The organism is Synechococcus sp. PCC 7336, assembly GCF_000332275.1.
Classification (GTDB): domain Bacteria; phylum Cyanobacteriota; class Cyanobacteriia; order Thermostichales; family PCC-7336; genus PCC-7336.
On sequence record NZ_CM001776.1, the window covers coordinates 4,752,732 to 4,765,744 of the forward strand.

The window sequence follows — 13,013 nt, forward strand, 5'->3', positions numbered from 1 at the left end:
GGAGGCAGCAATGAGAGAGGGGGACTGTGAGCCTTTACGTTCCTCTCGCCTATTCCTCTTCATCTGCGCGGTACGGGCCGACTGTATCCTCGCGGTAGGTCTGGGTGTTGTACTTTTTCATGGCCCTGAAGTTATAGACGTGAGGGGGAGTCCGATCCCTGCCTCGATTCGCACGAACAGTCTGCCGGGGCCGATTCGCCTCCGTTTCAGTGTCCGTTTCAGTGGGAGAACTAGCGGCCTCCGAAGTACGGCTGCTGGGTGGGTCCGAAGGAGCAGAGTTTTGAGCGATCGCCGGCATGCCGAGTAGCAATGAGAGCACTCCAATCGTGGCGATCGCAACACAGAGAATTCGCGACAGATATCTTAGAAGACCTTTCATCATTCAGCCTGAGTAAGTGATATGCAATTCTGTCTCCAACATAACGAGCAAAAATCCCATTTTTCTAGAACTTAGCAATTTTTATTCAACTATTTCTGAAAAAACAAGTATTTGGCAAAAATCCTGACTGGACTATGGCTAGAATGGGAGGGGAAATTTTCTTAAAGAGTAAACAATGGCAGCTAAAATCGTCATTTTTTATCTCTTGAGCTTGATTCCATTTGCGATCGCAGAATCGGTTTGGCCTCGGGAGATTGGGTTCGACTCAGTCATAGCGTTGCTCCGATACCCGACATTTGCGTATCTTGGCCCGCGCTCCACATAGCACGGTAAGATTCACTCAATTCCATCACAACACCATTCGCTATGGTTACCGACACGAGCTTGGTTAGCTTGCCGACATTGACGACTCTCACCATTCAAGAGCAGCGGGTGATGGCGGCGATCGATGTGGGCACCAACTCCATCCATACCCTCATCGTTAAAGTCGATCCCGCGATTCCCAGCTTTATGACGATTGCCAAAGACAAGGCCACCATCAGACTGGGGGAAACAGACCCAGAAACGGGATGCCTGACCCCAGAAGCTATGCAACGGGGATTTGACGCCCTAGAGCGATCTCGAGCATTAGCCCAGTCTTATCGAGCTGAGGCGATCGTGGCGGTGGCCACCAGTGCCGTTCGGGAGGCCCCCAACGGTCACGTCTTTCTAGAACGAGTGCTGCGGGAGCTGGGCATCGAGATCGACCTGATCTCCGGTCGAGAAGAAGCTCGACGCATTTATTTGGGAGTCTTGTCTGCTGTTGCCTTAAACGATCGCCCCCACGTCATCATCGATATTGGTGGTGGCTCGACCGAACTCATTCTCGGCACGGGGGAAGAGCCCCTCTTCCTGCGCAGCCTCAAGCTGGGGGCAGTGCGCCTGACGCAGCAATTTATCTCTGGCGATCCTCCTAGCAGTAAAGACTTCCATCACTTGCAAGGATATGTCCGAGGCAAAGCAGAGCTGCCAGCGGAAGGGATTCGCGACCTGCTCCACAAACTTGCGCCCGGAGAACCCGTCCGCGTTATTGGTACCTCGGGCACGATCGAAGCCTTGGCGATGGTGAGCGGATACATGCACGAGGGGCCCCCCGCCAGCTTGCAAGGTTACAGTTTTGAGCTTGACGACCTGCGTAAAGCGATCGCCCAAATGCGCAAGATGACTGTGGCAGAACGGAGTAAGATGCCCGGATTGAGCGAACGTCGGGCAGAAATTATTGTGGCCGGTGCGGCGGTGCTCCTGGAGATTTTGGAACGGCTCGGAGCTAGCGAAATCTCTGTCTGCGAGCGGGCCTTGCGGGAAGGGCTGATTGTGGACTGGATGTTGAACCACGATCTGATCGAAGATCGCCTGCAATACCAAAGTCAGGTGCGACAGCGGCACATCTACCGGTTGGCTAAAAAATATCGGGTCGATATTCTGTTTGCCGAACGGGTGGCCGATCTCGCCCTCAGTCTGTTCGACCAGATGGGTCGGGCTAAACTGCACCAGTGGGGCGCTCGCGCTCGGGAGCTATTGTGGGCGGCTGCCATATTGCACAGTTGCGGCCATTTCGTCAGCCATTCGGCCCACCACAAACATACCTACTACCTGATTCGGAACGGCGAACTCTTGGGGTTTACCGAAGAGGAAATCGAGACCATCGCCAATTTGGCCCGCTACCATCGCAAATCTACTCCCAAGAAGAGGCACGAAGGGTTTCAAAATTTGCCCGATGACAACCATCGCCAGATGGTCTCCGAACTGAGTCCTCTATTGCGTCTTGCCACCGCCCTGCACCGTCGCCCCACCCCTGCCATTCTGTCGGTGGATGTCGAGGTGGACGATCGCGCAAAGGAGGTGGACCTACGACTGACTCCCATTCGCTCGAACGACGATTGCAGCTTGGAATTATGGGCCTTGGATTTTAAAAAGTCGGTTTTCGAACAACAATTTGGCTATCGTTTATCCGCCACCCTCTTAAAGAAGCGATCTCGATAAATCTGCCACAATTGAATTTGAAGGGGTATGTTGGCGATCGCCACTCGCCAGCCCTTGTCGCTGGAGGCGTCACTTCATGGTTGTGACTAGACCCGTCAGTCAGATCGAGCTGGAGCCAGGGAGCAAAATTCGCATCCCCAATATCACTTGGCCGGAGTTCGAGGCCATCTTGGCCGAGCTGGGAGATCGTCGCAACATCCGCATGGCCTATAGCCACAACACCCTAGAACTGATGTCTCCCCTCCCAGCCCACGAACGCCCCAACCGCATGATTGGATATATTGCAACCGCACTGTTAGATGCCCAGGAACGGGATTGGGAGGATTTCGGCGCAACTACATTCAAGCGCAGAGATATGGCTGTGGGGCTAGAGCCCGATACCTGTTTTTATATTGACAACGCTGCCAGAGTTCGAGACTGCGATCGCATCAATCTCGATATCGATCCTCCTCCCGATCTCGCGATCGAAACTGATGTAACCTCCATCACCACACTAGAGGCCTACGTGGGGCTACAGGTTCCTGAAGTGTGGATTTACGCGAATCGAAAGCTGGCGATCTACGTTCTCGAAGACAATCGCTATATTGAGACAAACTGCAGTCCCACATTTGGCAACCTTGCGATCGCAGACTGGATTCCTGCGTTAGTGGAACGGGCCTTGCAGGTGGGCAGTGCCAAGGTTCTCAGACAACTCAGGCAACAAGTGAGCCAAATGGATTGGGCGCGTCAGCCTCGCCTGCCCGATTGGGAAGATTAGCCCTTTAGATCGCTAACTGGCCTTGCGCGACACGGGGGGGCTCGCCGTTTCGCCTCGATCTAAAGTAGAAATCTCAACGTTTTCGGCAATCTCCACCCGCTGTTGCCACTGCTCGAAACTGACAGGCAATTGCCGACACAGCGATCGCTCGATCGCCGTCAACACGCTGCGGGTAATCGTATTGCCCACCGTGCGCACGATTGCTTGGGGAGTGAACTGCAGCAAAGGGGGGACGCCAATGTGAACCCTGAGGTTGGCATTGCCTGCCAGCCGAATGCGATTGGCGGTGCTGACCTTTAAATCGGGACTCAAGCTTCCCTCAAACTCCAAATCGAAATTGCGATCGACCCAATCATTGCCTCGAATGCAACAGCCCACCGCCGATAAATTCACCCGCGAGGATGGGTCTGTGAAGATTTGTAACTCGACCACCGGCTGAATTTGCGTGCCGAGTGCCTGAATGGGAGCCATCGAAACCTGAAAGTGGCGATCGTCGAGCTGTTTGACGCGATCGCTTTCGAGCAATGCATCCACCAAATTGCTGGGGTTGCTCAAAAACGCACGCACTTGCGATCGCGTTCCGGCTAAATGAACTGCCGTTTGTTGTTCGGCCCGAAAGGAGTAGCGCACAGCTGAAGGAAACACTGAATTATCATCATGAAGCATAGCTCTTGCAGGGGATATTCGAGAAAATGCGGATGAAATTTGTAAACAAATCTGCATCCCACAAGCTCGCCCGGTAGGCGACGAGCTTTCAAACAGCCCTAAATATCTAGATCGATGCCTCTTTACATACCCTTGTAACAGATTATTGCGATCGTGAGAGTGCTCGTTCAGTCCCGATCGGTCCAATCTCCCCGTCCTCAAACTCTCAAAAAGATTGGACTTGAGCAAAGTTTAGCAGAGTCCCCCTACCTATAGGGGTTATTTTTTGATATTACGCTATATATGGAGTCTACTCGAAAGTCTCCCCTCGACTTTATCTCCCAGCCTCCCAAGTTGCACGACTCGGCGGAGGGGATCGGTCGGTTTACTCGGCGGGAAGGTGGTGAACGTTGAAGCGATGGCATAAAGCAGTGGGGGCGGCGGGCAAATTGCTATCCAATGGCTGCCAGATTGTTCGACAGCATGGGGGGCGTTTGTCCTGCCTCGGTGCGGGGGGCTTGGTGGGGGTGAGCGCAGTCTGCGTGGGGGGCTCGCTTGGGGCTCGCTCCTACGTGGAGCGTACGGTCGTGCCTCAGGTGGAGCAAGCACTGGAGACTTCGCTGCAGCGGCAGGTTGCTCTGGGGGAGCTGCAGTGGGTTTTGCCTTGGCAGGTGACTGTCGGAGAAAGCCAAATCGAAAATTTGGCCTCGATTCGCAGTATCGACATTCGGGTAGATGTCTGGCGCTGGCTGTGGCGGCGGGAATTGGCGATCGCCCTACAACTCAATCAGCCCAATATCCTCATTGCGGAAAGCCTCGATCGCGGTTGGATGGATTTCGATCTCGATCTAAACGGAGCGGAGCAGGGGCTGCCTCTCTCTGAAGTGGCTATTGAGGTCGAGGGAGGACAGGTAACCTTGCTGTCGCTGGGGGGGAACTCCTATCCGTTCGATCGCCTTCGCGCGCGGGTATTGCTGCCCTTAGGGGAGCCTAAAGATCCTGCGATCTCGTTGGATGTTGACGCGAAATTCGAGGGTCGCCCAGTGGGAATAGACGGTGACGTTCGCCTGCAATCTCGCGAAGTCCAGCTAACGCTAAAGGGCGATCGCTTGCCCGTTACGCTGCTTTCAGTCTTGCCGATCGAGCATGTCTTCCAACTGCATGGGGGAACCGCTCAGTTCAATGTAGAGATCGGTTGGCAGCCCGGACAGCCCTTTGATTTGGGCGGCTGGGTGGATGTAGCAAACGCGAGCTTTTCGGTCACTTCAGTCCCGCAATGGTTGCAATCGATCGATGGCCGCTTAAACTTTAGCGATCGCCAGACTCTCTCCTTGCAAGCGGTTACCGGTCGGTACGGCCAGGTTCCCTTTGCCGCCAGCGGCACCGTCACAATCCCCCAACCTCTGACGCCCCAACAGATCGAAACTCAGTTGGCCGCAGCAGAATTTCACCTACAGGGCCATTCCGATCGCCTTACACTATCGCAATTGCAGAATACCTTCGCTTTGGAGCTACCTTTCCCGGTGGCAGGCTCTTTGGAGGGCGAGGCCGAGCTGACCGGTCCTGTCGTCAATCCGAGGTTATCCGGTCATTTCAAGCAGCGATCGCCTGCCAGCATCGATCGTCTTTCTGTCGCCACCTACAGGGGTAACTTTGCGGTCGAGGGCGACGCTGTTGCCTTTACCGACATGGTGGGGCAGTTAGAGGGGGGAGGCACAGTTCGAGCCAGGGGCACGATACCGCTCTCGACCTCGCAACCCGCCCGTTTCCCCTTTCAACTGACCGGCATAGATATCGGGTCTGTGGCGGCGAGCTACGAGTTGCCAGAGTTGCCAAAGTCCCTCGGGACACTTGCGTCGCAAGGAATACTGACCGTCGCCGACCAACCGGCGATCGCGGCAGACTGGCAGGCACGCGGCGGCGAGATCGAAGGGACGGGGCGTCTGGACTGGCAGAACGACACCACTACAATTCCGCAGGCGGAGCTGGAATTGGCAGGAGGAACAGCGACGCTGTCGGCGGTGGTGATGCCGCTGACCGGGGAGGGGCGGGCCTTCAGCGCTCGGGTGATGCCGCAGGGGGTGGCTCTCGACTTCTTTGTACCGGAGCAGCCGGGAACTGTGCGGGGCGATTTCAGCCTGCGCGGGTCCAGCGCTCGGCTCGATTTAGCCGGCCTAGAACTGGAAGGGACGATGGAACTGCCAGATGGCATCGATCGCCTTGCCGGTGCCGTCTCCGCCCGAGTGGCCTGGGATGGTTCCACCCTCGCGGTGTCGGACGGTCTCTGGTTGGAGGCTGTTACGGTTGAGGGGACGATTCCCTTCGATGCCCAAACGCAACAAGTCGGGGCGATCGATCTCGCCCTCTCCGCGCAGAATTTGCCACTGGCCAGCCTGCCCCTATTCCCGGCAGGATTTCCGCTAGAAGGAACCGCAAGCTTGCAAGGCAAAGCTACAGGCAGGCCGGATGAACTGCAGTGGGTGGGGCAGCTCGGTCTGGAGAATTTGCAAGCGGCGGGGTTGCAGTTTGCGTCGCTGCAGGGGCCATTGCAATGGCAACCGGGTAGCGCAGGCGTGCTGTTGGACCTACGTGACAGTCGAGCCCCTGCAGACGAGAGTGGCGATCGGATTGCGCTACAGTTGGATGCTGACTGGGCACCTCAGTCGTTTGTGTTGCGGCGGGGGATAACGACTGCCGCAGGGCAACGCAATGGCGATCGGTTTGACGCGACCCTGAATCGCTTTCCCCTCGGGCTCCTGAATGGGGTGATGCTAGAAGGCTGGGGGGGCACCCTCGACAGTCAGTTTGTGGTGGATTTGGCAGCCAGAACGGTGGTGGGGAGTGCTAGTGCCAACCATCCCAGTTGGCGAGGCATTCAGGCCAATCGCCTGGAGGGCGAGTTTACCTTTGCCGACGGGACGCTGGCGATCGCCAACGGTCAGATGGGCTTGCTGGATAGTCTGTATACCCTCAATGGTTCTGTCCGTCTGCCCGCCGACGGTGAAGTTGTCATCCGCAGCGGTCGCCGACAGCAATTGGCCGATATCCCGCTGCAGGTGGATCTCGCCATTGCGACTGAGAATGGCAAGGTAGAGAATGTCTTAACCGCCTTGCGCTGGCAGGAGTGGACGGATGCGATCTCCGGTTTACCCAGTGCCGACTTGGGGTCTGCCAGCTCGTTAGTCGTCCCCGGAATCGAGCTAGCCGCGAGATCGCTGCTCGAGCGTCTCGAATCTTATACCGCGATCGCCAGCCAACATGCTGCTCGCCTCGCCGCTCTAGAGAATCGACAAATTCCCGATCTGTCTCAATTGCAGGGAGATTTTCAGGGCACCGTCCGCATGACAGGCTCTCTCGACAACCCTGCCATCCAATTCGATCTGAACGGACAAGAGTGGCACTTAGCCGAGTTTCAGCTAGACCGCCTTGCCGCCCGAGGGCGCTACCGACAAGGGGAACTGGAGCTGAACGCTTTCAATGCCCGTGCTGCCGATCGGGTGGTCTCTCTAGAGGGTCAATTTGGCGACGATCGCCAACAGGGATATTTAACGGTACGCAATTTCCCCCTCGCGCTGGCGAATCGTTTCTTCCCAGGCGATTACAGCTTCAGTGGCGAACTGGACGCCGTCGCCAATATTAGTGGCACCCTCGCCAATCCGGCTGCCAGCGGTCAATTTGACCTAGAAAGTGTGGAGATCGACAACAAATCCATCCACGCTGCAGGGGGCAGGTTTGAATACCGCCAAGGCATGTTGCATCTCGATGGAGCGATCGTCGCGTCGGCAGACTTTCCCATTGCCGATCCGACCGCCAGCCACATTGCAGCGGCTGCAGACGTTCCCATCGCCATCCCCTCCCCCCCTGCAGTCACCGCGATCGGAACTCTGCCCGCCCCTCTGCCCTTTACAGATATCGAACCCGTCTCGCAGGAAATTTCCCTTGCCATCTCGGCCCGCGACGAACAGTTGGGGTTGGTCAATTTCTTCACGGACGCGATCGCTTGGCAATCGGGACGGGGAGAGTTAGATATCCGGGTGGGAGGCACCCTGCAAGACCCCACCGTGCGGGGCAAACTCGAACTGGATGATGCCACTGTGGCCCTCAGCGCCCTGCCCGAGCCCATTCAGCACTTGCAAGCGGCGATCGCGTTTAACTCCAATCGCCTCAACGTGCAATCCTTCAGCGGCAGTTTGAGCGACGGCCGAGTGTCTGCCAGCGGTCTGCTCGCCATCAATCGACACGGCGCCTTACAAGTCCACGAAGCCCCCCTATCCGTCACTTTGGAGCAACTCGAGCTGGACCTACCGGACCTATATAAAGGAGAGGTGAATGGCCTGCTGGCGATTGGCGGCACCCTAACCGCGCCAGAACTGGGCGGTGAAATTACCCTCCGCGACGGTACCATTTCAATTCCATCGGGCTCGAATCGCTCCGAAGAGCCAGCCCTACCCTGGACCCCTCGCTTCAACCAGTTAGCCCTGACCTTGGACGATCGGGTTCAGGTGGCCCGCATTCCACTATTTGCCTTCAGTGCTCGTGGAGACTTAATTCTGAATGGCACCCCGGACGACGTGCAGCCGGAAGGAACGATTGATATTCGGCAGGGGTATGTCAACTTAGGCATTACTAACCTGCGGGTCGATCGCGGTCGCACCAACACCGTTGTTTTCGATCGTGCTGGAGGCATCGATCCTTTGCTCGATCTGCGGGTCTTCACCGAAGTGCGGGAAATGCAGGAACGGGTGGTGACGCGATCGCTCGGCAGCAGCGATACTAGCGTTCCCAATAATTTGACCGAACAGGACACCATTCAAATCCGGGCCGATCTTCAGGGGCGAGCCAGCGAACTCGCTGGCAACGATGCTGCTAACCGCAACATCATTCAACTGAGTAGCTCCCCCAATCGCACTCCCGACGAAATTGTCGCCTTGCTGGGCGGAGCCAGTTTGGGGGGCATCGGTCAGGGCGGTATTGCGGGTTTTGCTCTCTCTACCTTTGTGTTTGGGGCCCAGAATGCGATAGGCAACCTGATTGGTCTCGACGAGCTGCGGGTGGCTCCGTTTACGGGGGAAAGCGGCAGTTTGGAGGTGGGGTTAGAAGCAGCTAAGGATTTGGGGGCGGGGGTGTCTGTTTCAGTTCAGCAGAGTCTCACCGACACGCAAGAAGCGCTGCGGTTCAATACGAGATTCCGCCTCAACGATCGCCTGCTGCTGCGATCGGGGACGGATTTTGAGGGTAACGATCGCCTGTCGTTGGAGTTCGAGACGAAGTTTTGACAGAGCGAAGCGCTGTGCCACGCGCGATCGCTCCACAAGATCGCGCTTGCAGCTCGAGAGGCTATGGTAAAACACGTTCCCCAGTGCCCCAGACATAAAGCTCCTCAGCATATGCAGCCCCTCAGCGTTACAGAACTCAATCAGGCGATCGCCGCGATCTTGACCGATGCAGTCGGGACTGTTCGAGTCACGGGCGAAATCTCCAATTTTAAGCGGGCCAGTTCGGGTCACCGCTACTTCACCCTGAAAGACGAAGGCGGTCAGGTGGCTTGCACCCTCTGGCGCGGTCGACCGCTCAACTTCTTACCCGGCGACGGCATGCAGGTTATTGTTACGGGAGATCTCGCCATCTATTCTCCCCGAGGTCAATATCAACTTGACTGCCAGCATCTCACCCCTCTCGGACAAGGGGAACTCTATCTTGCCTTCGAAGCCCTCAAACGAGATCTTGCCGATAGAGGTTACTTCGATCGCGATCGCAAACGCCCGCTCCCCTCGCTGCCGTTAACGATTGGCGTGGCCACCTCCCCCACCGGAGCCGCCATCCGAGACATTCTCAGCACCCTCAACCGCCGCTTCTCCGCCTGCCACATTAACTTTGTCGGTACTGCTGTCCAAGGCGATCGCGCTCCCCTCGAAATCGCTCGCGCCATTACTGCCCTCGACCGACAGGGGAGCAACGAGCTGATTATTGTCGGGCGCGGCGGCGGGTCGCTCGAAGATCTCTGGGCCTTTAACACCCCCGCTGTCGCTGAAGCCATTTATCTCGCCCAAACCCCAATCATATCGGGAGTGGGGCACGAAACCGACTACACCATCGCCGACTTTGTTGCGGATGCCCGCGCAGCCACTCCTACCGCCGCCGCCGAACTGGCTACCCCCTATCCCCAAACCGATCTTCTCCAGCAACTCGACAGCCTCCAGCAGCACTTCGCCCATCGCGTCGCCGTTACCCTAGAACGCCATCGAGATCGCCTCGCAACCCTGACCCGCAGTTACGGCTTCCGCTCCATTGGCGATCGCCTCCACACCGCTCAACAACAGCTCGACGAAGCCAAACTTCAATTAGATGCTGCGATCCACCTCGGCCTGACGCGAAAACGCCAACAACTCGATACTGGAGCGCTTCGCCTCCAGACTCTAAATCCTCTAGCCCCCTTGCAAAGGGGCTTCGCTCTCTTGCGCAGTAACGGTCAGTGGCTTGCCCCCGATCGTCGACTCGCCAGTGGCGATCGCCTCGAAATCTTGCGCGCCAACCAAACTGCTCGCGCTACGATTGACGAGATTGCCAACCCCGAATTCAAAATCCTTGAATAGCTCTACTCCCCCTTCCTTTGAAGAGCAACTGGCTCGTCTAGAAAAAATCGCCACCTTGTTGGAGCGAGGCACGCTCCCTTTAGCCGAGTTGCTACAGCTCTATGAAGAAGGGATGCACTTAGCAGAGCAATGCCGCCATTTTTTGGTTACCGCCGAGCAAAGCGTGACTGAAATTCAACTGAAAGGCGATCGGGGGCTTCCCTGCGAATCCCCGGACTCGCTAGATGCTACGGATGCAGAGGAGCTAACAGCCGATTTAGACTTTTGAGCGATCGGGCGATCGGGCTGCCTGCGATCGTGGCTCAGTCGAGAAGGAGCGCGATCGCGTGATGTTTCCATAAACTTACGGAGAATAACTAAAACCTGTATGAAGATCTCATATCTTTTCAGTGGAAGAACTGAGCAGGGAATCAGAGCAATCCGTATATCATAGTACGCATAAGTTACTTTAAAGCTCATAGAAATTAACGCAACAGAGTAACTTTATAGCCTGATATGGGTATCCTCCCCGCAATAGTGTCATTTATCGCCTGTTGCCTTGAGGACTATCTAATGTTGGTTTGAAGTGTGATTTTCAGGTGCAGCGGCATGAATGTGTATCTCAACTGGTTTTGGCAGAAGAAAGTTTCGAGAGTTGGTAAAAGTCTGCCTCGTCAGAGGGGATTTACCATGCTGGAATTAGCGGTGTTGGCTGTCTTAGGGGCAACTCTATCGACAGTGGTTTTCGCAGGGTGGAATTCTGGTCGCGATCGCTTGGCATTAGACAATGCTGCTAGCCAACTGAGTGGAGTTCTCCAGGCAGGCCGATTTCAAGCTATCAGGCGCAATCAACCTGTGGCTGTCTACCTTTCGCCTGGAACAAATAGGGTCATAACTGAAGTCGTTAATTCAACCACACCGATTTGTAATAACCCAGCTAACCCTATCATCGATCGACTCGATCTGGATGATTCTATTGACGGACTGACAGTAATTTGGAACACTTCAGGCACTAGCACAGATGGCGTAGTTTGGCAGGCTAATGGTTTGGCTGCATCGTGTGGGGGCGGATTGGCAAATCAAAGCATCAATCTTAACTTTAATGGAAATGCTGAGCAACTCACTATTAGTGGAACTGCTGGGAGGGTACAAAAGCAATGATATTGTCTAATCGAAATCGATCGACCCAAGGATTTTCGTTTACCGAAGTGATGGCCTCAATAGTGATTTTATCCCTCGGAATCTTGGCTGCAACAAGAATGCAGGCGACAGCTTTGAGTGCTAATCTCGCTCCAGTAAATTCTCAAGAGGCTGCCATCATTGCAAGAGAAACTATAGAAGTTTTGGCATCTGGCCAAGCCCCTAATCCAACCGTGAATGGCTATATCGTGAATGCCACTCGAACCGGCTGCCAGTTTGGAGCTACTTTGGTTTGTGCAGGTGCCGGCACTGATTTAGAGCAGTTAACCGTTACAGTGACTGACCCAAATGGCTCTATAGAGCCTTACACCGTTTCTACGTTAAGAGTTCCTTAGCAACTCGCAGTTATATACCGAGTTTGCCTGCCTTTTCATCTGTCCGACTGCCGCGATCTCGCTCATGCGATCGCTTGTTTGAAAGCCTTGAACATGATTTGTTGAAATGTCTGCGGGAGCTTCCCCAATGTACGTGAATCGTCCGCGTCTAAAACTTGCGCTTCTAGCAACGGCACGAGGTTTTACTTTAGCTGAAGCATTGGTAGCCACGATTATGTCGGGCTTTGTGTTGGCCTCTTTAGGGGTATTGTTTTCCTCGGGAGTTACTAGCTATCGCACGAACGAACAGATTGTTTCAGTCACCCAGAGTACTGAAGTCGCCACTGCCTTACTCCAAAGCGATGTTCGATTGGCGGGCTACTTGGGTAACGGAGTTGGTAATTTGCCCGGAAGTGCCAATCCAGTTGTCTTGCAAAACAATATTGAAGAGCTCTTCAATGCAGGTGGCTGGCCCTTCCACACTGGCAATCCGGCAAATCCACTCCCGACAGTCACTCGATTGGCTGCTGGTGCTGCAGCAGATGATGGAGGAACCTGTTCGAGTAATGCAATGGGCAGTGGATGCATCCAAATTATTTCACTGAATGAGATCTTTCCCACAACTTTTACTATTGATTACGTTCGCTACTGGATTACAGGCGCAACAGCCACTGGTCGTCCCACTTTAATGAGGGCAAATAATACTTATACCTGTACCAGTTCAGATGCTATGGTGGCTGCTCCAGCAGATCCCTTTGAATGCACGATCGACAATCCAGCAGGAGCAGGTCAAGTAGCTGAAGGCATCGAAGATTTTCGCCTGTATTGGTCTAATGGTTCCAACTGGTTTGATTGGGAGACATCTACTATGACGCCAGGCTCCAATCGCCGTGTCGGTATCTATTTAAGAGGTCGATCGGTACAGCCAGAACTAGACCGTCAGTATCCATATGATTCTGTAGACATTGATTTACCTGCCGGAGTCGCTCCTGATGTCTCTGGTGGAACATTTGACCCCAGATTCCGACGTATCGAGAAGTGGCTAGATATTGTACTGTTTAACCCTCAGGTTTGATTGATATGTGTTCGATCTACTAGACTTTGTCGATATTTTCTAGACTTGA

General features: G+C 55.0%; 10 protein-coding genes. 8 read left to right on the forward strand and 2 right to left on the reverse strand.

Annotated elements, in window-relative coordinates:
* Nucleotides 1-49 precede the first annotated feature (49 nt).
* Nucleotides 50-379 carry a hypothetical protein gene (locus SYN7336_RS27345; RefSeq protein ID WP_156820286.1) on the reverse strand — a complete coding sequence of 110 codons (330 nt, stop codon included), beginning with the start codon at nucleotides 377-379 and terminating at the stop codon, nucleotides 50-52.
* 366 nt (nucleotides 380-745) lie between these two features.
* On the opposite strand from SYN7336_RS27345, the gene SYN7336_RS22520 reads away from it, so the two are divergent.
* Both SYN7336_RS22520 and SYN7336_RS22525 read left to right on the forward strand, forming a co-directional pair.
* On the forward strand, nucleotides 746-2,401 hold the full coding sequence (locus tag SYN7336_RS22520) for a Ppx/GppA phosphatase family protein (RefSeq protein WP_017328209.1): 1,656 nt from the start codon (nucleotides 746-748) through the stop codon (nucleotides 2,399-2,401).
* 76 nt (nucleotides 2,402-2,477) lie between these two features.
* Nucleotides 2,478-3,158 (forward strand): Uma2 family endonuclease, encoded by a 681-nt coding sequence (locus SYN7336_RS22525; RefSeq protein WP_017328210.1) that lies wholly within the window; start codon nucleotides 2,478-2,480, stop codon nucleotides 3,156-3,158.
* A gap of 12 nt (nucleotides 3,159-3,170) precedes the next feature.
* Here SYN7336_RS22525 and SYN7336_RS22530 read toward each other — a convergent pair whose 3' ends face one another.
* Entirely contained in the window at nucleotides 3,171-3,788 is a 618-nt protein-coding gene (locus tag SYN7336_RS22530; RefSeq protein ID WP_227498565.1) for a DUF1997 domain-containing protein, read from the reverse strand.
* A 425-nt stretch (nucleotides 3,789-4,213) separates the two neighbouring features.
* Between SYN7336_RS22530 and SYN7336_RS22535 the strand changes: the two genes are divergently transcribed.
* The 6 genes from SYN7336_RS22535 (at nucleotide 4,214) to SYN7336_RS22555 (ending at nucleotide 12,964) form a co-directional block, all read left to right on the forward strand.
* On the forward strand, nucleotides 4,214-9,079 hold the full coding sequence (locus SYN7336_RS22535; RefSeq protein ID WP_038026201.1) for a translocation/assembly module TamB domain-containing protein: 4,866 nt from the start codon (nucleotides 4,214-4,216) through the stop codon (nucleotides 9,077-9,079).
* Nucleotides 9,080-9,190: 111 nt separating this feature from the next.
* Nucleotides 9,191-10,396 carry an exodeoxyribonuclease VII large subunit gene (xseA, locus tag SYN7336_RS22540; RefSeq protein WP_017328213.1) on the forward strand — a complete coding sequence of 402 codons (1,206 nt, stop codon included), beginning with the start codon at nucleotides 9,191-9,193 and terminating at the stop codon, nucleotides 10,394-10,396.
* The gene (gene xseB / locus SYN7336_RS27350; protein ID WP_017328214.1) at nucleotides 10,389-10,664 is read left to right on the forward strand and encodes an exodeoxyribonuclease VII small subunit; all 276 of its coding nucleotides are present in this window, start codon (nucleotides 10,389-10,391) and stop codon (nucleotides 10,662-10,664) included. Before xseA ends, xseB begins: the two co-directional genes overlap by 8 nt.
* 320 nt (nucleotides 10,665-10,984) lie before the next feature.
* Nucleotides 10,985-11,536: a Tfp pilus assembly protein FimT/FimU gene (locus SYN7336_RS22550; RefSeq protein ID WP_038026202.1), complete on the forward strand. Its 552-nt coding sequence runs from the start codon at nucleotides 10,985-10,987 to the stop codon at nucleotides 11,534-11,536.
* On the forward strand, nucleotides 11,533-11,910 hold the full coding sequence (locus SYN7336_RS31360) for a prepilin-type N-terminal cleavage/methylation domain-containing protein (RefSeq protein ID WP_156820287.1): 378 nt from the start codon (nucleotides 11,533-11,535) through the stop codon (nucleotides 11,908-11,910). The genes SYN7336_RS22550 and SYN7336_RS31360 overlap by 4 nt, the downstream gene beginning before the upstream one ends.
* 127 nt (nucleotides 11,911-12,037) lie before the next feature.
* On the forward strand, nucleotides 12,038-12,964 hold the full coding sequence (locus tag SYN7336_RS22555; protein ID WP_156820288.1) for a PilW family protein: 927 nt from the start codon (nucleotides 12,038-12,040) through the stop codon (nucleotides 12,962-12,964).
* Nucleotides 12,965-13,013: the final 49 nt, after the last annotated feature.

What these genes read in the sequence shown, in the direction of transcription:
- SYN7336_RS27345 (WP_156820286.1), bottom strand. Translation starts at nt 379, where the DNA reads ATGAAAGGTCTTCTAAGATATCTGTCGCGAATTCTCTGTGTTGCGATC.
- SYN7336_RS22520 (WP_017328209.1), top strand. Translation starts at nt 746, where the DNA reads ATGGTTACCGACACGAGCTTGGTTAGCTTGCCGACATTGACGACTCTC.
- SYN7336_RS22525 (WP_017328210.1), top strand. Translation starts at nt 2,478, where the DNA reads ATGGTTGTGACTAGACCCGTCAGTCAGATCGAGCTGGAGCCAGGGAGC.
- xseA (WP_017328213.1), top strand. Translation starts at nt 9,191, where the DNA reads ATGCAGCCCCTCAGCGTTACAGAACTCAATCAGGCGATCGCCGCGATC.
- SYN7336_RS22550 (WP_038026202.1), top strand. Translation starts at nt 10,985, where the DNA reads ATGAATGTGTATCTCAACTGGTTTTGGCAGAAGAAAGTTTCGAGAGTT.
- SYN7336_RS31360 (WP_156820287.1), top strand. Translation starts at nt 11,533, where the DNA reads ATGATATTGTCTAATCGAAATCGATCGACCCAAGGATTTTCGTTTACC.
- SYN7336_RS22555 (WP_156820288.1), top strand. Translation starts at nt 12,038, where the DNA reads ATGTACGTGAATCGTCCGCGTCTAAAACTTGCGCTTCTAGCAACGGCA.